This window comes from Megasphaera vaginalis (ex Bordigoni et al. 2020), assembly GCF_900240295.1.
Classification (GTDB): domain Bacteria; phylum Bacillota; class Negativicutes; order Veillonellales; family Megasphaeraceae; genus Megasphaera; species Megasphaera vaginalis.
This window is the reverse complement of sequence record NZ_OEQB01000001.1, coordinates 45,868-62,852: the sequence shown is the minus strand read 5'-3', so window position 1 is coordinate 62,852 and position 16,985 is coordinate 45,868. Positions and strand designations below refer to the sequence as shown.

The following is a 16,985-nucleotide window of genomic DNA, read 5'->3' as shown; positions in this document are numbered from 1 at the left end:
GGAAAAAGGAGCCTGCAACGGTTATGGAAAAACAACTGAATTTTACCGATCCGGCTGAAGCCAAAGCGCTTTTCGGCGTGAAAGATGAATTCTTGAAAGTCTTGCAGCATGAATTTCCCGAATGCCGGATTGCCGCACGGGGGACGAATGTCTTTCTGGTCGGCAGCAGTACGGATATTGGCGCTATTGAAGAGGTTTTTGCGGCACTTCGTTATTTGAACCGCGAAAATACGTATTTGACGACACAACATGTGCGGTACTCTTCCTTGTGCATCAAAAACGGCAAAGGCGAAGAACTGCGGGAAATCTACGGCGATACGATCAGCATTTCGGCGCGGGGCCGGCTGATCAAGCCGAAGACGGCTGGTCAGAAACGGTATGTCGATTCTATCCGCAAAAATCTCGTCACCTTCGGCATCGGGCCCGCCGGCACGGGTAAGACCTATTTAGCCGTCGCCTTGGCGTCTTTTTATTTAAAAAACCGCCAGGTGGAGCGGATCATTCTGACGCGTCCTGCCGTCGAAGCCGGTGAAAAGCTGGGCTTTCTGCCCGGCGATTTGCAGGAAAAGATCGATCCTTATTTGCGGCCGTTATATGACGCGTTGGCTGACATGTTCGGATACGACCAGTTTCAAAAGCTGATTGACAGAAATATTATCGAAGTGGCTCCGTTGGCGTATATGCGCGGCAGGACGTTGGAAGAATCGTTTATTATTCTCGATGAAGCCCAAAATACGACGCGTGAACAGATGAAGATGTTCCTGACCCGTATGGGCAATCATTCCCGCGTCGTCGTCAACGGCGATAAGACGCAAATTGACCTGGTCGACCGCAAAATGTCGGGTTTGACTGAGGCCGAGAGGGTCCTGGCCAAGGTCAAGGGCGTCGGCATGGTGTCTTTTACCGATGAAGACGTTGTCCGCCACGATATGGTCGGCAAGATCATCAGGGCTTACGAGGAATTTTATCAAAAGGATTGAAGGGAGCAGGTTATGGATATTCGTATTAATTACGAAGAGGAAGAGTCTCGCAGGGAAGCGTATGAAGAGGTGATCGAGCGCGTTTGCAGGGAAGCCGCATTGGTCTACGGATTGGGGCCTGCCGCGGAAATCAGCATCCTTCTTTGCCATAACGAGTATATTCGGGTATTGAACCGCGATTACCGGCAAATCGACAGGGCGACAGATGTGCTTTCATTCGCCTTGAACGAAGGCGAAGCCGACGGCTATGACGGACCTGATGCGGCATATCTCGGCGATATTGTCATTTCTCTGGACAAGGTTCGGGAACAGGCCGGCGAATATGGTCATTCCGTTGAGCGGGAACTGGCTTATTTGACGATTCACGGCATGCTTCATATCCTTGGTTATGATCATCTGACAGATGAGGATAAGGCTGAAATGCGCAAGGAAGAAGAATTCATTTTACAGCGTCTGGGATATGTCCGTCAGGGGGAAGCGTTATGATTAGTGAAGAAACGGTGCGGGAATTGATCGCCGCCGCAGGTTCCGCCAGAGAATTCGCTTATGTTCCTTATTCTCATTTTACCGTCGGCGCCGCTCTGCTCGGCAGCAACGGCGTTATTTATACAGGGTGCAATGTGGAGAACGCGTCTTACGGACTCAGTATCTGCGCTGAACGGAACGCCGTTTTTCATGCTGTCGCTTCAGGTTGCCGCAGCTTTGAAGCTTTGGCCATTGTCAGCGACGGTCGCGGCTATACGTCGCCGTGCGGCGCTTGCCGGCAGGTGCTGGAAGAATTTGAAATTCCCTATGTGATTCTGACTGCGCCGGATTCTCCGCCCCGCATTGTGGCATTGTCCGAACTTTTGCCGCTTCCCTTTGATCGTACCGCCTTGTAACTGTAAAGGAGCTTATATGAACGAATCGTTTAAATCCGGATTTGTAGCCGTCGTCGGCAGACCGAACGTCGGTAAATCAACGCTGATCAATCGCATTATCAAGCAGAAGGTGTCGATCGTTTCCGATAAAGCGCAGACGACGCGAAACCGCATCCTCTGCGTCCATACGGACGATGCCTGCCAAATTGTCTTTTTGGATACGCCGGGGATTCACAAGCCCAGGCATAAGCTCGGAAAATTTATGGACGAAATGGCGTATCAGTCCCTGCAGGATATCGACGCCGTTCTCTTCCTCGTTGCAGGCAATGAAAAGCGGGGACCTGGAGACCTGTTTGTTCTTGATAAAATTGCGGCAGCCGGCGTGCCGGTTTTTCTGCTGATCAATAAAATCGATAAGCTGTCCAAAGGCGATATCCTGAAAGAAATCACCGACTATGCCAATCTCTATGATTTTGCGCAGATCATCCCCATTTCCGCCTTGCAGGGGGATAATGTCGACACCGTGGTTGCGGAACTGTGTAAACTTTTGCCGTCGGGACCGAAGTATTTCCCTGATGACATGATGACCGATCAGCCGGAACGCCTCCTGGTCGCCGAGATCGTCAGAGAAAAGCTGCTCCTGGCAACGCGGGACGAAGTACCTCACGCCATTGCCGTCTATGTTGACGAAATGAAGGAGCGAGGCGGCAAAATCTATATCCGCATGACCGTATTTGTCGAACGGGAATCACAAAAACGAATCGTAATCGGGAAAAACGGCGCAGTTTTAAAAGAGGTCGGTCGTTTGGCGCGCAGCGAGATCGAACATCTTTTGGGCAATACCGTTTATTTGGACATATGGGTAAAGGTCAGATCAGACTGGCGTAACCAGGCCTCGGCTCTCAGCGAATTCGGCTATAAGAACGAATAGGAGAATATTACATGGAGATACCGCTTCAGGATGGATTATACTATGTCGCCCTCTTGTTTCTTTGCATCGTCGTCAATGCGTTCTGCGTAGCAGGAAAATTTTCTTTTGCCCAGTTGCGCCGTGAATATATTGAAGATCTGATTCGCGAAGGCGATGAATCGGCACGGAAAATGCTCAAGCTCTATGACGAACCGACGGTTTTTCTCGGCATGGCGCAAATCGGCATGGTTTTTTCCGGCATTGCCGCCGGCGTCGTTTTTTTGCAGCTTTTTCGCGATTCGTACGATCGGTTGCAGGTGTTCATCGGCAATATATGGCTGATTGCCGGCATGGAGGTCTGTCTGTTGCTGGCAGTTTGTGCCGTTCTTTGGGTTTTCGGGGAACTGATTCCCAAATCTGTCGGGCTGCAGCGGCCTGAACAGGTGCTGCGCATTGTCGGTCCCGTGCTGCACGGCTGCAGCAATCTGTTCTCTCCCTTCATCAAGGCCGGCAGCAAAGTCGGGCAGTTTATCCTGCGCCGTCAGGGACTCGACATGACCAACGAGATCGACATGTCTCACTCGGAAGACGAGATACGCATGCTGGTGACGGCCAGTCATAAGGGCGGGAAGATAGATAAAATCGAAAGCGAATTGATCGATAATGTCTTTGAATTCGCCGATTTGTTGGCTAAAGAAATTATGGTGCCCCGGCAGGATATCGTCTGTCTCACTGTCGGCAATCACATGAATCAGAATCTGAATACGATCCGCCAGTCCCGCCATACCCGTTATCCTCTTTGTGAAGATGATAAGGACCATATTATCGGCTTGGTACATATCAAGGACTTTCTGGATTTATACATCCATCGGCGCGGCAATCTGCGGCTCATCAACCGGCCTATCCTGATGATTCCCGAAATCATGGAAGTGTCGAAATTGTTGCAGCTGATGCGGGCGCAACGGACATATTTGGCCATCGTCGTTGATGAATACGGCAGTACGGTAGGGCTCATCGGCCTGGAAGATATTCTGGAAGAACTTGTCGGCAATATTCGCAACGAACATACGGCAGAAAAAGAAGAAATACAGCCGTTGCCAGACGGCGGCTATGAATTTGACGGAACCGTACTGCTCGACGATGTGGAAGAGCTTTTGCGCATTCCCGTGGAAGACGACGTCGATACGGACACGATCGGCGGTTACGTTTTCAATCTTCTCGGCCAGGCGCCGTCCATTCGTGATGAAGTTCGCATCGGCCTTTACCGGTTTACAGTCCTGGAAACGCAGGGGTTCCGCATATCCCGCCTCAAGGCTGTGCCGTTGGCGGAGAACGGGGAATTGGCAAAGGACGAAGAAGGGGAGCGCGATGGCGAAACATAAGAGCGGTGCGCCGCCGGGATTGCCGTCCCGCTGTGACGGAATCGTCCTGCGCGTGCACAAACAGGCGGCAAAGCAGCTCTTTCTGGAAATTTATACGGTGCAGGAAGGATTGCTCCGGGTGTTAACTGAGAAGGGGCGCGGCGTTCGGAAGGGAATGCCGGCGGCGCCGCTTCCGTTCAGCAAAATTTCCTTTGAGATCTATCGGCAGGGAAATGTGCGCATATTGAGCGAATATGAATGTGCCGTAAATCGGTATTTGCAGAATCTGACGTGGAACGAATACGTTTACAGTCAAATTTTTACGGAACTGTTTTTGGCCCTGGTTCCGCCGCAGGAAGCGGATCCTGCGCTGTATCGGCTGCTTTCGCAGTATGCAGACGCCGTATGTGTGAAGGACTGCCGTATTGTGACGATCATTGCCGGTTGGCAGTTGCTTTCTTTGACCGGCTTCGCCCCTGATCCGGCAACGGTTCGCCTTTATCGGACAGGGGCTGCCGGAGCGGGGGAAACGATTTTAAGTGATGAAGACGCCGGAGCGGAATGGCGCGAAGAACGCCTCACGCCGGCTTTTCGCGCTTTTTGGCGGCGCGTGCTGGAATATGATTGGGACCGCCGGGAGACTGTCCGTTTTAGCGCCAAGGGGCTGGCGCTGTTGGAAGACCTGCTGTATGCGTACGTCAGTCAGTGCAGTGAACGGCGGTTAAAGAGCATCAGTTTTTTGTCTTCTCTATGAAGGTGTTGGGATTGGCCGGCGTCGGCGTATAATAGGCGTCGTAATGCCAGCGCGAAACGTGCTCTTCAATATTTTGCTGGAATACGGAATGGATCACTTCGGAATGTAAATAGGACGCTTCATAGTTCTTTTCCCACACGGCCATATCGGAAAAACGGAATCGCTTCATGGCATGCAATATATATCGCTTGCAATAAAAGGCGAACCAGTCGCTCAGATTGGAACGATAGGTTTTGTACACCAGAAGCAGATGGATATGATTGGGCATGACGACAAAGTCTTCTATCAATATAGTGCGGTTATACTGCTGCAAACTTGTCAACGCCTTTGTCGCCGCAGTGCCCCAGACGGAAGGCAACCAAACATTTTTTTCGCCGTCATGGACGATCGACCCCAAAATGGGCCGTTTTCTGTCCGTGCAGAGCGTCATGAATTGGACACGGCATATAGGCCGGCCGTATCGCTTGTTCTTGTGCTTATATGGTACTGTCATCGTATCACCTCTTAGCTCCATTGTACGACAGCGAGATGAGAACAAGATTAAAATACGACCTTTTTGTTATTGCATTCGATTAAAAAGAAATTAAAAATACGACGGAAGTAAGGAGAGTATATGGTTCGCAGTATGACGGAAGGGAATCCGCTGAAACTGATTGTGGCGTTTACGGTCCCTCTTTTGATAGGAAATGTTTTTCAACAGTTTTATAATATTGCCGATGTTATCATTGTCGGCAGGGTTATTGGCGTTAACGCTTTGGCCGCTGTCGGTTCTACGGCGCCGATCTTTATGGCGCTGCTCGGGATGACGATCGGTCTGGCCTCGGGCTTTACCGTTGTGACGGCACAGCGTTTCGGCGCCGGCGATTATGACGGTGTTCGCCGGTCTGTCGCAACTTCGGCGAGTTTGTCGTTTCTGCTCATCGGTATCCTCATCGTGGCGGCCCATTTTCTGCTGCCGCAGATTTTGTCGCTGATGAATGTTTCCTCTATGCTTTATGACGACGCTTTTCATTATATTTCGATCATCGCGCAGGGGCTTCTCGTCATGATGCTCTACAATCTGCTTTCCTGCATTTGCAGAGCCCTCGGCGACAGTAGGACGCCGCTGTATTTTCTGATCGTCTCTTCAATCCTCAATGTGGTTTTGGCGCTGGTTTTCATTCAGCACTTCCGTTGGGGGGTGCCGGGATCGGCGGTCGCCCTCGTCGTGGCGCAGGGCATATCGGCAGTTTTATGCTTTCTGTACATTAAGAAACGGTTTCCCCTGCTCAGACTCAAACGGGAGGACTGGCGCTTGGACAGGGAGTTTGCCTGGCTCCATTTGCGCATCGGCATGCCGATGGCGGCACAATTTACGATCATTTCATTAGGGATTATCGTCGTTCAATCCGTGTGCAATACCTTTGGCGCCGAAACGATTGCGGCGTTCATCTCGGCGACGCGTATTGAGCAGCTGGCCATGCAGCCGATGATTTCTTTCGGCATTGCCATTGCCGTCTTTACGGCACAGAATTACGGCGCTCAAAAATATGACCGCATTCGTCAGGGCGTGCGGCAGTGTTCGCTGCTCCTGTTCTGTCTTTGCGCCGTTTCGGCGCTGGCCATGTATCTTTTCGGCCGTGAACTGATCAGTCTTTTTCTTACGGAAACAAACGATTTTCTCCTGGACCAGGCGTCACTTTACCTGCACATGTCCGTTCCTTGCTATGTTTTTTTAGGGCAAATCTTCGTCTATCGCAATACGTTACAGGGTATGGGAATATCTGTCGTACCCTTTGCCAGCAGTGTTCTGGAACTGGTGCTGCGCGGTGCGGCGGCACTGATCTTGGCGCAGATATGGGGCTATTTCGGCATTTGCGCGGCAAGTCCCATTTGTTGGGTTGCCGCCTGTTTCTTTACAACAGGTTGTTATTTTTATTTCAGCCGGTCGTTGCCGGTGAAACGATAGCGGTCGCCTGTCGACTCAATTTATCGCCAAGATGGCAAAGGGACTGTCCGTTGTAACGGACAGTCCCTTTGTTGTTGATGAGGAGAGCTGCTTGTCGAGCACGTTTAGCCGATTTCGCGCATGCCGGGATCATTCCGAGCCGCCGAGCATGTAGTTTTCAAAAATTTCGCAGGCATCGGTGCAGCGATTGCAGCGAATGCACTTGTATTTTTCGTAGGAAGGCCGGACGACGCCTTTCTCGTCGGGCATCATCCTGATCGCGTCTACCGGGCAGATCGTAACGCAGCAGCCACAGCGGATGCACCGCTTTTCATCCTTAAAATAATTGGGGATCACTTCCCACATCATCGCATCCCTCCTTTTGAAAAAAGTATAACCGGATTCGCAGATATTGTATGTTGTTATCCCAACGTTTTGCATAAATAGGAGAGAGACGGTATCTTTCGATACGGATAGCGGTAACTGACGCCGGCGTGAAGGCGACTCGTTTCGCCGCAACGGTGCCGCCGGCTGATATAGGGGTTGTGCGTCTTTGGCGAAGCCGCTGAAAAGAGGCGGCGTAATGAAGGGCTGTCAATCTTTTCGTTCTTTGTTGACAGATTTTTCGACAAGCGGTTATAATTTGAGTACGTCATCGTTTTTTACGGAACCGATATTTTTTTACAACAAACATCCTTTTCTTTCTAATTCGGTATTTTTGAAAGGAGAGCTTCATATGGTTATGCGTAAAAGGAGAAAAAAACGCCGCTTACGCCCTTTGGCCGTTGCGGCTGCGCTTTTGTTGGCAGCAGTCCTGCTTGTTTTCGGCATATATCGCCTCTTGTCGCCGGCGACGGTACCGGCTGAGCCGGCACCGTCTGTCCGGGCCGAGACTGTCCGTATGCCTGAAGCAGGCGCGACGGAAGCGCTTGTTCCCGTCAGCAGCCATAAAGAGTTGATCAACGAAGACGATACGGTCCTGGTACAGCGATTGTTCGTCTCCTGGCTCGATCAATACGTGTCCCGCAGTCCCGATGAATCGGGAAAGCTTTATGAATATGCCGATCTCGACGTGAAGCCTCTGCCTGTCGCAGATAACGCGAAAGACGTAAAGATCATTTACCGCGTTTCCTATTCTCTGCGCCTGACGGCGGAAGGACCGCTGCCGGATGAAAATACGGCAGGGCAATGGCTGGCCGGCAACGGCCTGTTGGATGATGACGGCTGGATTCGCGACAAGTCGCTTTACGTTGAATTGGTGAAGGGAGACGGCGATCCGTACTTGCTTATTTTGGGTACGGGTTTATCGTAACGCGTAACGGTTCAGACGAATAAGGAGGTAAGAAGATATGAAGAAAAAATTTGCAGCAATCGCCGCAGCATTGATGCTGACGTGTTCCGCACCGGCTGTTTTGGCCGCCGATTACGGTACCATTACAGTTGACGGATATGCGCAGGAAACGTATATGGCCAGGCAGGCCGTCGTCATGGTGACGGCGCAGACGGAAAAGGATACGCTGGCAGAGGCCAAGGCGGAAAATGATCGCGTTTCCCGTACTTTCCGCAACTCTCTGACAACGTTGCAAATTCCTGACAACGATATTGTCACGAAGGATTTTCACATCAATGAGCGCAATGTACGCATCGGTGATACCGACCAGTATCGCAAAACCTACGTCGTGTCCAACACGTTGCAAGTAACGGTTAACGATCGGACAAAGACGTCCAAGGTCATCGATCAGGCTGCCGCCGCCGGCATTGATACGGTGCGCCTGGCCAAGCTCGACTACAATGATAAGGACAAAGAAACGCAGCGGCAGAATCTGTTGATTGAAGCCGCCAAGAACGCGCGGCAAAAAGCGGATGCGTTGGCGGCGGCGCTGGGAACCCGCGTCCTGGGCGTCGATTCGCTGAACACCGACTATCCGCGTTATCCTATGCGCCTGATGACCGCCAAGGTGGATACGGCTTTGGGGGCGTCACAATCATCGGTTGAATACGGCGATCAGACGGAAGAAATGCATATTACTGTTGTCTTTAAGGTAAAATAAGCAGTTTAAGCCGTTTCGAAACCCGTTTTGCCGGTTATGACGGCAGTTTTTACAACCGCTTTTTACTGAAAGGCATTGCCATCGGTATGACGCTTACGGCAGGGACGAAAAAGCAGACGCGTTATTTGACTGAAAAGGAAAATAGCGGCGCCGGCTTTTTCGTCTTTTTTGTTGTTTCTTTTCGGCGATGCCGGGAACGATGGGGAGACTGCGGCAAGAACGACGCGGCTTGAGGGAGGTCGATGATGTCGCGGAAAAGGGGCGGATTTTCGCAATGACAGTTGAAATTTACGTGGCAGGAGAGATATAATAGAAAAAGAATACAAAAAGTGTATTGATTATGCATGAGACAATAAGGTGGTCACGCTTATGTTAAAGAAAAATACAGGCATGATTGAAGAAGTTTTGCCGAACGGGATGGCGAAATTGCAGACGAACCGGAATCATTTGTATTCGCCGTGCAGTTCTTCCATGTGTCAGGATAACGTTGTTATCGACGCCGTCAATACGATCGGCGCGGTGAAAGGGCAATATGTCGAATATACGATTCCCGATAATCATATGGTGACAGGTGCCGTTCTCTGCTTCGGCCTGCCCCTGTTTTTGGTATTGCTGTGTACGTTTATCGGATATTTCGCCGGCGCAAATCTCGGTTACGATGGACAAAGCGGTGCGATTGCCGGTTTCTGCGCAGGTATTCCTGTTGCCGTCGTTGCGATCAAGACCTATGATAAGGTTGTCAAACCCGATGGAAGCGAAAAAATTGAAATCATCCGTGTCGTCGAATAACTTTCGTGCTGTTTGCAGCAGACGGCATGCACGGGAAAGGAGCGGTTATGGAAAAGATTATCGCCGGTGCGCAGGCGCCGGACTTTACGGTGACGAGCGATGCGGGAAAAGCCGTTTCGCTGCATGATTTTCTGGGTAAAAAAGTTATCCTTTATTTTTATCCGAAAGATAATACGGCAGGCTGTACTTTGGAAGCGCAGCAATTTGATGCCGCATATGCCAAGTTAGTACAGGCCGGTTATGAAATTCTCGGCGTCAGTCGTAATACGGTGCGGCAGCATGTGAATTTCAAGAAAAAATTCGCCCTTCACTTTACGCTTTTATCCGATACGGACGAGAGCCTTTGCAAGTGTTATGATGTGCTGCGGGAAAAGAAACTCTACGGGCGATCGTATATCGGCATTGACCGCTCGACGTTCATTATTGATGAAACGGGGCGCGTTACCGCTGTATATCGCGGCGTCAATGCCAAGGAACATGTCGGCAAATTGCTGACCGATCTCGGAATCGAATAAAATAGAACAGTCCGATCAATGCAGGTTACGAGTTTTATCGCAATCTGCATTTTTCCGTCTGCGCTGAAAGGGAGTTTTAGCTATGAAATGGATCATCGCCGCCGATTTGCATGGATCGGCTTACTATTGTCGCGAATTATGCCGCCTTTTTCGGGAAGAAGGCGGCGAGCGGCTGCTTTTGCTCGGCGACCTGCTCTATCACGGGCCGCGTAACGACTTGCCCCGTGATTATGAACCGAAAGCCGTCATAAACCTGTTGAACGGATTAAAAGAAAATATCGTCGCCGTCCGCGGCAACTGTGAAGCTGAAGTCGATCAGGCCGTTCTGGATTTCCCCGTTCTCGCGTCTTACGCGTATATTTGTGACGGCGCTGTGACGGTTTTTGCAACGCACGGTCATCGGTATAATGAGCATAATGTGCCGCCTTTGGCGCGTGGGACGATCTTGCTTAACGGTCATACGCATGTGCCGAAATGTGTCGTTCACGAACGATACGTGTATATGAATCCCGGTTCGCTGTCGCTGCCGAAAGAAGGCAGCCGGCACGGGTATTTGGTTTGGGACGGCACGGTCTTTACCTGGAAGGACACGGACGGCGCGTCCATTATGACGTACCATGCAGGGCAGGCGGAATAATGACGATTCAATTGTCTGATCACTTTACATACCGTCGCCTGCTGCGTTTTGTCGTACCTTCCGTTTGGATGATGGTCATCCTTTCCATCTATTATGTCGTCGACGGTTTCTTTGTATCCAATTTTATCGGCAAGATTCCCTTTGCCGCCATTAATTTGCTGACTCCGGCTGTTGTCATTCCTTCTTCTCTGGCGTTCATGCTTTCAGCCGGCGGCGCCGCCGTCATCGGCAAGACACTGGGAGAAGGCCGAAGTAAAGACGGTAAGCGGTATTTTTCCATGATTATTTATGTCGTTTTATGTAGCGGCATCCTGATCACGTTGGCCAGCGAATGGATTTTACCGTATTTTCTGATCGCAATGGAAGCGGAAGGAGAATTGTTTGAAGCTTGTCTTCTTTATGGACGAATTGATTTGGCCGGGTTGGTTCCTTTTATGATGCAGGTCATGTTTCAAGCCCTTTGGTCCGTTGCGGAAAGACCGAAATACGGTCTTTACCTGACGATTGCCTCAGGCGTTGTGAACCTTGTCTTTGATTATATCTTCATCGTCTTTTGCGGTTACGGTATTGCCGGGGCGGCCGTAGCAAGCGTTATGGGGCAAATTCTCGGCGGTGTGACGCCGTTGGTCTATTTTTGCTGTCACAATACGAGTACGCTTCGCTTGGTTCGGACCGCTGTGGAATGGCCGATTGTGCGGCAGGCCTGCAGTAACGGTTTTTCCGAAATGTTGACCAGCCTGTCCGCTTCCGTTCTCGGTATCCTTTATAATCTGCAGCTCATGGATTACCTCGGTGCTGACGGCATTGCCGCCTATGGCGTCATGCTTTATGCCAACGGTATTTTTGAAAGCATCTATTTCGGCTATGCCATGGGCGTGTCGCCGCTGATCAGTTACCATTTCGGCGCGCAGAACAGTGGAGAAGTACGGAATCTTTTTTATAAAAGCTTGGCCGTTATCGGCGTGTCCGGCATGGTTCTTACTTTTTTCGCGTCTTTTTTTGCTGCAGATATTTCCCGGTGTTTTGTCGGATATGATCCGGAGCTGTGGAAAATGACGGAAAAGGCATTTTCTATTTATGCGCTGTCGTTTCTTTTTCTCGGGTTCAATACGTTCGGTTCTTCCTTTTTTACGGCCCTTAATAACGGACGCGTTTCAGCCGTCATATCTCTCCTGCGGATCCTCGTTTTTCAAAGCGGCGCTGTTCTTTTATTGCCGCTTTTCTTTGGTGTCGGCGGTATTTGGTGGTCCGTCGTCATTGCTGAAATGTCGGCGCTGGCGTTTGTTGTCCTGTGTTGGCGACGCTATCGTCGGCAATACGGGTACTGATATATGGGAAATACGGCGCAGGAAGATCATTTCGGCGACCGCTTTTCCGAAGGCGTAGTTGCAGTTGAACGGCCGGAATAGTTTCGCTGTTATCAGAATTTGTCGAACTACTTACAGTAGAAAAATAAAAATAGTTTTTAAAATATAAAAAAACAAATTTTACAATTATTTAGGAATTTACATATATTGACTTAAAATTAATAAGAATGATATAATAAAATTAACATAAGTTTGCGGTATCTCTTGCTTTTTAGACGATGTGTATGATCGGGTAATATTCATATATACATTGCGATAAAAAGGGAGGCGAATCAGGTGAATTATCAGGAAATCTATCAACAAAAGCTGACGACGGCGGAACGGATTGTTGAAAACATACAATCCGGGTTCTGTTGTGCCGCCACATCGGCGCTGGGAGAGCCGAGCGCCATTATGAAGGCCTTGGCGGAACGGGTGTTGCGCGAGGATTTGCGCAATATTGAGCATCATATGCTGTTGGCCAGCAGGGAGGAACGGTACTTGGACCCCGTTTTCGCAGGCAAAATTATTCACGTGCCTTGGTTTACGAGCGGTAAAGCCAGACCAGCCGTGTGGGAAGGCCGGGCTGATTTTATGCCGAACTTTTATTATGAAGTTCCCCGAATGTGGCGGGAGAATATGTCTCCCGACGTTTTTTACGCCATGGTTTCGCCGATGGATAAGCACGGTTTCTTCAGCTTCGGCGTCGGCGCGGCGGAAGGGCGGGCGCAGATGAGCAATGCCCGTTACGTTTTTCTGGAAGTAAACCGGTACATGCCGCGCGTTTTAGGTGACAATTTTGTTCATATTTCCGAAGTGGACGCGATTTGCGAATGTGACGAACCGTTGCCGACGATACCGGACAGCGAATGCAGTGAAAAGGATAAACGCATCGGTCAGCTGATTGCAGAGCGCATTCCTGACGGCGCCACTTTGCAGCTTGGGATCGGCGGCATTCCGAATGCCGTAGGAGAATTTCTCAGCGCCAAAAAACATTTGGGCATCCATTCAGAGCTTTTCTGCGACAGTTTTGTGAAGCTTATTCAGTCAGGCGCTGTGGACAACAGCTGCAAGAACATCAATCGGGGAAAATCTGTAGCTACCTTTGCCATCGGGTCACAGGCCTTGTTTGAATATATTGATGACAATCCGGGAGTCGAGTTCTATCCCGTTGATTATGTCAATGATCCTCGCATCATTGCGCAGAATGATTATATGATATCTGTCAATTCTTGTGTGGAAGTAGACTTGGTCGGACAGGTTTGTTCCGAATCCATCGGTCATAAGAACATCAGCGGTGCCGGCGGACAAGTCGATTTTATTCGCGGTGCCAATTGGTCCAAAGGCGGCCGCTCGTTTATTTGCACTTACGCTACCGCCAAGAATGATACGATATCCAAGATCAAGCCGTTTTTAACTGAAGGGGCTCATGTTACCACTTCTAAAGGTGATGTCGATTGTATTGTAACGGAGTACGGAATTGCGGAACTTAGAGGCAAAACAGCAGCTCAGCGAGCACGAGCATTAATTTCCGTTGCCCATCCCAAGTTCCGCGAAGAACTGCTGCAGTCGGCGAAAGCAATGCACCTGATGATTTAGGAAAGCCCGTTCAGCTTGTATTTTCAGTCAAGTTTCGTCAGTGTAAAGGAGGAAAGATTATGGTAAGAACGAGAGAAGAATATTTGCAGTCTCTGAAATCAATGCGGCCAAATGTGTATAAATTCGGAGAACTCATTGAAGACGTAACGACACACCCGTATACTCGTAAAGCCGTAGAATCGCATGCAAGAGGCTTTGACGGAGCCAACAGTGCTGAAGAGAAGGATATCTTCGTTACCGTGTCTTCCTTGACAGGAAAAGAAATTATGCGGCAAAACAGCCTGATGCTTTCGCAAGAGGACATTATGAACAACGCCCGTCTGAAACGAACGATGTATCATAAATGCGGCACGTGTACAGGCGGCTTCTGCGTCGGGTGGAACGCGCAGAATGTGATGTGGGCCATTACGTCCGATATGGATGAAGAATACGGTACCGATTATCACGAACGGCTGAAACAATGGTTATTGACTGCTGAAGAAAGAGGGATTCTGGTTGCCGGCGCGCTTACGGACGCGAAGGGCGATCGTTCCTTAAAACCGTCGGGACAGCCTGATCCGGACAGCAATCTGCACATCGTGGAATACAGAGATGACGGTGTCGTTATTTCCGGCTGTAAGGCCATGATCTGCGGCGTTGCGGCTTCTGAAGAAATTTTCCTGCTGCCCGGCTCCGGATACAAAGAAGGCGATAAAGATTACGCCTTGTCCTGTGTCGTTCCTAAGGACATTGAAGGCCTTACGATCGTGGAAACGCGGCATGTCAGCGACTGTCGTGATGCAGAGGAAGGCTTTGATTCCCCGATTACCGGCGTCACGCAGGCTTATCTGATGTTTGACCGCGTATTCGTGCCGAAAGGCCGCGTATTTATGGCAGGTGAATTTAAATACAGCGGCAAAGTCATTGAATATTTTACGGCAAACTACCGCGCCTGTATCGGCGCCTGCGTAGCAGGACAGGGTGACGTCATGATCGGCGCAGCTACGCTCATGATCCGCGCCAACGGCTTGTCGTCAAAACCGTTTAAGGACAAAATGATTAATATGAGCGTCAACAACGAAACGACGTATGCCGTAGGTATCGGAGCCATGGCACTGGGCAGACAACATAAAACCGGCGTCTGGCTGTCGGATAATAAAGTTGCGCATGTCAATAAGATTCATGTCGCTTCGTTGCCGTATCAGACGAAACTGCTCTGTCAGGAAATCGGCGGCGGTATCGTAGAAACAGGCTGTTTCCCGTCGTATCGCGACTTTACGGATCCCAAATTAGGGCCGATGATCCAGAAATACGTGAAAGCCGGCGTCAACGTATCTGCCGATACGAGAGCCCGCGCCGCCCGTCTCAGCGAATGGCTGACTGTAGGCGGCGGGATCCCGGGCTGTATGCATGGCGGCGGTTCACCGGACGGCGCGCGGATGGTAGTCCATGCGAATACGCCGTATGAAGAATTTGTCGCCTATGCAAAGGATATTGCCGGTATCGCGGAAGACGTAAAAGAACCGGAAAAACCGAAAAAATAACTAAGCGGCGAAATTTTTGAGCAAGGACCGTGTAATCGGGCGTATCGCAAACCCCGGCTCCCCATAACGGGAGCCGGGGTTTTATCATGAAAATGATGCGGCCTGTTCGTACGGTGTACGCGAACTCTAGGAGATGAAGAACGCCGACGTGCAGCTTTCTCATCGCCGGGAGCCGTTCCGGTACCGCCTGATGCTGTATAAGTTTGCAGCCGGCGAGAGCATTGTCCGTGCCGTATACGCGTATCGTCCGATAGGTTCTACGGGAAAGTGGGAGAGTACAGTCTGAGGGGAGACACGATTCGGAAAATAGAGAAAAGGGGAATCAATATATTTTTTTATTGTGTAAACGACTTTCTTCTAATAAAATAAATGGCGTAGTTTCGAAAAACAAAAATTAATTTTGCATAGCAAAATTAAAGGGAGGAAAAAGATGGAAGTAAAGTTAAATATTTACCAAACGATGGCGGCCGCCATTGCCGTCTATTATCTGGGCGTTTGGTTGCGGTACAAGATCGGCTTTCTGCGGAAGTACTGTATTCCAGCGCCGGTCGTGGGGGGCATCGTATTTGCCGTTGTCAATTGCGTGTTGTATGTCAAGGGAATCTGGACGTATGAACAGGATACGACGATGCAAGACGTATGCATGATGATCTTTTTTACGAGTATCGGTTACACTGCCAGTATCAATCTGATCAAGCGAGGCGGCCTTTTAGTTTTTAAAATGGCATTTATTACATCTATTTTGATTTGCTGCCAAAACGCCATTGGCATATCGCTGTCGTATTTCTTTGATCTCAACCCGCTGATGGGGCTGGCGACAGGCTCTATTCCTATGGTAGGCGGCCATGGTACTTCCGGTTCCTTCGGCCCTGTTCTCGAATCGTTGGGCCTTAACGGCGGTTTAACGATCGCCTTTGCATCGGCCACTTTCGGGCTCGTTGCAGGCAGTCTGATCGGCGGACCTGTCGGCGAAAGTCTGGTGCACCGTTATCGGTTGGTCAGCCACGCTAAAGGGGAACGGCTTGATCCGGCAAGTCTCGAACCGGAACTGGAAAAGCTGGAATCGGCCAGAAAAGGTGAAGAAAAGATCATTGAAGAAGAACTGCGAAAGGGGCAGACGATCAATAATTTCCGCTTCATGAATGCCTTGGCGCATCTGCTGTTGGCCATGGGGATCGGGACGCTGGTAAGTAAATTTTTCGTCAGCATCGGTCTGATCTTTCCCGGGTATATCGGCTCCATGCTCGTTGCCGCCGTAATCCGCAATGTGGCCGATATGACGCATATCTACAAGGTATATCAGCGAGAAAGCGAAGTTCTGGGAAATTTGGGATTGACCATTTTTTTTTCCTGCGCTCTGATGAGTTTGAAGCTTTGGCAACTTACGGATTTGGCCGTTCCCCTCGTGGTCATGCTCCTCAGTCAGGCCGTGTTTATCGCTTTCTTCGCGTACTTCGCCGTTTTCCGTTTCATGGGCGGCGATTACGAAGCTGCCGTCATGTCGTCAGGCGTCTGCGGCTTCGGGCTGGGAGCTACGCCGAATGCCATTGCCAACATGTCGACGATGACCGAAGGATTCGGTCCGGCGCCGACTGCTTTCTTCGTTATTCCTCTGGTCGGGGCGTTGATCATCGATTTTGTCAATTCTATGATCATTACGCTCTTAATGAATATTTTTGTCTGATCTTCAATGGCATAAAAAGCCGCGCAATCAGGATATATTTCCTTGAGCG

The 16,985-nt window shown here is 50.1% G+C and carries 18 protein-coding genes; 16 read left to right on the top strand and 2 right to left on the bottom strand.

Annotated elements, in window-relative coordinates:
- The first annotated feature begins 23 nt into the window (after positions 1–23).
- From C0977_RS00305 to recO, 6 genes are read left to right on the top strand one after another with little or no spacing between them, the layout of a single operon-like run.
- Positions 24–980 (top strand): PhoH family protein, encoded by a 957-nt coding sequence (locus tag C0977_RS00305; RefSeq protein ID WP_023053428.1) that lies wholly within the window; start codon positions 24–26, stop codon positions 978–980.
- A gap of 12 nt (positions 981–992) precedes the next feature.
- Positions 993–1,466, top strand: a complete 474-nt coding sequence (ybeY, locus tag C0977_RS00300; RefSeq protein WP_023053494.1) for an rRNA maturation RNase YbeY — start codon at positions 993–995, stop codon at positions 1,464–1,466.
- Complete coding sequence (locus tag C0977_RS00295) at positions 1,466–1,861, top strand: cytidine deaminase (RefSeq protein ID WP_419177275.1); 396 nt, start codon at positions 1,466–1,468, stop codon at positions 1,859–1,861. Before ybeY ends, C0977_RS00295 begins: the two co-directional genes overlap by 1 nt.
- Before the next feature lie 16 nt (positions 1,862–1,877).
- Positions 1,878–2,771, top strand: coding sequence for a GTPase Era (gene era / locus C0977_RS00290; RefSeq protein WP_101912006.1), 894 nt, complete (start codon positions 1,878–1,880; stop codon positions 2,769–2,771).
- Between the two features lie 11 nt (positions 2,772–2,782).
- Complete coding sequence (locus C0977_RS00285) at positions 2,783–4,132, top strand: hemolysin family protein (protein ID WP_023053427.1); 1,350 nt, start codon at positions 2,783–2,785, stop codon at positions 4,130–4,132.
- On the top strand, positions 4,119–4,865 hold the full coding sequence (gene recO / locus C0977_RS00280) for a DNA repair protein RecO (RefSeq protein ID WP_101912005.1): 747 nt from the start codon (positions 4,119–4,121) through the stop codon (positions 4,863–4,865). The genes C0977_RS00285 and recO overlap by 14 nt, the downstream gene beginning before the upstream one ends.
- Here the strand turns inward: recO and C0977_RS00275 are convergent.
- Complete coding sequence (locus C0977_RS00275) at positions 4,843–5,358, bottom strand: transposase (RefSeq protein ID WP_101912004.1); 516 nt, start codon at positions 5,356–5,358, stop codon at positions 4,843–4,845. The genes recO and C0977_RS00275 overlap by 23 nt on opposite strands.
- 120 nt (positions 5,359–5,478) lie before the next feature.
- Between C0977_RS00275 and C0977_RS00270 the strand changes: the two genes are divergently transcribed.
- Positions 5,479–6,813 (top strand): MATE family efflux transporter, encoded by a 1,335-nt coding sequence (locus C0977_RS00270; RefSeq protein WP_101912003.1) that lies wholly within the window; start codon positions 5,479–5,481, stop codon positions 6,811–6,813.
- A 129-nt stretch (positions 6,814–6,942) separates the two neighbouring features.
- On the opposite strand, the gene C0977_RS00265 is transcribed toward C0977_RS00270, so the two are convergent.
- A complete protein-coding gene (locus C0977_RS00265) occupies positions 6,943–7,161 on the bottom strand; it encodes a 4Fe-4S binding protein (protein WP_231391283.1) in 219 nt (72 codons plus the stop codon).
- Between the two features lie 367 nt (positions 7,162–7,528).
- On the opposite strand from C0977_RS00265, the gene C0977_RS00260 reads away from it, so the two are divergent.
- From C0977_RS00260 to gltS, 9 genes are all read left to right on the top strand, one after another.
- Complete coding sequence (locus tag C0977_RS00260; protein WP_145995053.1) at positions 7,529–8,104, top strand: hypothetical protein; 576 nt, start codon at positions 7,529–7,531, stop codon at positions 8,102–8,104.
- A 37-nt stretch (positions 8,105–8,141) separates the two neighbouring features.
- The gene (locus C0977_RS00255; protein ID WP_101912001.1) at positions 8,142–8,843 is read left to right on the top strand and encodes an SIMPL domain-containing protein; all 702 of its coding nucleotides are present in this window, start codon (positions 8,142–8,144) and stop codon (positions 8,841–8,843) included.
- Positions 8,844–9,212: 369 nt separating this feature from the next.
- Positions 9,213–9,632, top strand: coding sequence for a SoxR reducing system RseC family protein (locus tag C0977_RS00250; RefSeq protein ID WP_101912000.1), 420 nt, complete (start codon positions 9,213–9,215; stop codon positions 9,630–9,632).
- Between the two features lie 47 nt (positions 9,633–9,679).
- Entirely contained in the window at positions 9,680–10,147 is a 468-nt protein-coding gene (locus C0977_RS00245) for a peroxiredoxin (protein WP_023053437.1), read from the top strand.
- An 82-nt stretch (positions 10,148–10,229) separates the two neighbouring features.
- The gene (gene yfcE / locus C0977_RS00240; protein WP_101911999.1) at positions 10,230–10,784 is read left to right on the top strand and encodes a phosphodiesterase; all 555 of its coding nucleotides are present in this window, start codon (positions 10,230–10,232) and stop codon (positions 10,782–10,784) included.
- Positions 10,784–12,112 carry an MATE family efflux transporter gene (locus tag C0977_RS00235; RefSeq protein ID WP_101911998.1) on the top strand — a complete coding sequence of 443 codons (1,329 nt, stop codon included), beginning with the start codon at positions 10,784–10,786 and terminating at the stop codon, positions 12,110–12,112. Before yfcE ends, C0977_RS00235 begins: the two co-directional genes overlap by 1 nt.
- A gap of 315 nt (positions 12,113–12,427) precedes the next feature.
- Positions 12,428–13,729 (top strand): acetyl-CoA hydrolase/transferase family protein, encoded by a 1,302-nt coding sequence (locus C0977_RS00230; protein WP_101911997.1) that lies wholly within the window; start codon positions 12,428–12,430, stop codon positions 13,727–13,729.
- A gap of 59 nt (positions 13,730–13,788) precedes the next feature.
- Positions 13,789–15,252 carry a 4-hydroxyphenylacetate 3-hydroxylase N-terminal domain-containing protein gene (locus tag C0977_RS00225; RefSeq protein ID WP_023053484.1) on the top strand — a complete coding sequence of 488 codons (1,464 nt, stop codon included), beginning with the start codon at positions 13,789–13,791 and terminating at the stop codon, positions 15,250–15,252.
- Between the two features lie 430 nt (positions 15,253–15,682).
- Positions 15,683–16,936, top strand: coding sequence for a sodium/glutamate symporter (gene gltS, locus C0977_RS00220; protein ID WP_101911996.1), 1,254 nt, complete (start codon positions 15,683–15,685; stop codon positions 16,934–16,936).
- Positions 16,937–16,985: the final 49 nt, after the last annotated feature.

Bases quoted from the DNA above. Each gene is read 5' to 3' on its own strand.
- C0977_RS00305 (WP_023053428.1), top strand. From the start codon at position 24: ATGGAAAAACAACTGAATTTTACCGATCCGGCTGAAGCCAAAGCGCTT.
- ybeY (WP_023053494.1), top strand. From the start codon at position 993: ATGGATATTCGTATTAATTACGAAGAGGAAGAGTCTCGCAGGGAAGCG.
- era (WP_101912006.1), top strand. From the start codon at position 1,878: ATGAACGAATCGTTTAAATCCGGATTTGTAGCCGTCGTCGGCAGACCG.
- C0977_RS00285 (WP_023053427.1), top strand. From the start codon at position 2,783: ATGGAGATACCGCTTCAGGATGGATTATACTATGTCGCCCTCTTGTTT.
- recO (WP_101912005.1), top strand. From the start codon at position 4,119: ATGGCGAAACATAAGAGCGGTGCGCCGCCGGGATTGCCGTCCCGCTGT.
- C0977_RS00275 (WP_101912004.1), bottom strand. From the start codon at position 5,358: ATGACAGTACCATATAAGCACAAGAACAAGCGATACGGCCGGCCTATA.
- C0977_RS00270 (WP_101912003.1), top strand. From the start codon at position 5,479: ATGGTTCGCAGTATGACGGAAGGGAATCCGCTGAAACTGATTGTGGCG.
- C0977_RS00265 (WP_231391283.1), bottom strand. From the start codon at position 7,161: ATGATGTGGGAAGTGATCCCCAATTATTTTAAGGATGAAAAGCGGTGC.
- C0977_RS00260 (WP_145995053.1), top strand. From the start codon at position 7,529: ATGGTTATGCGTAAAAGGAGAAAAAAACGCCGCTTACGCCCTTTGGCC.
- C0977_RS00255 (WP_101912001.1), top strand. From the start codon at position 8,142: ATGAAGAAAAAATTTGCAGCAATCGCCGCAGCATTGATGCTGACGTGT.
- C0977_RS00250 (WP_101912000.1), top strand. From the start codon at position 9,213: ATGTTAAAGAAAAATACAGGCATGATTGAAGAAGTTTTGCCGAACGGG.
- C0977_RS00245 (WP_023053437.1), top strand. From the start codon at position 9,680: ATGGAAAAGATTATCGCCGGTGCGCAGGCGCCGGACTTTACGGTGACG.
- yfcE (WP_101911999.1), top strand. From the start codon at position 10,230: ATGAAATGGATCATCGCCGCCGATTTGCATGGATCGGCTTACTATTGT.
- C0977_RS00235 (WP_101911998.1), top strand. From the start codon at position 10,784: ATGACGATTCAATTGTCTGATCACTTTACATACCGTCGCCTGCTGCGT.
- C0977_RS00225 (WP_023053484.1), top strand. From the start codon at position 13,789: ATGGTAAGAACGAGAGAAGAATATTTGCAGTCTCTGAAATCAATGCGG.
- gltS (WP_101911996.1), top strand. From the start codon at position 15,683: ATGGAAGTAAAGTTAAATATTTACCAAACGATGGCGGCCGCCATTGCC.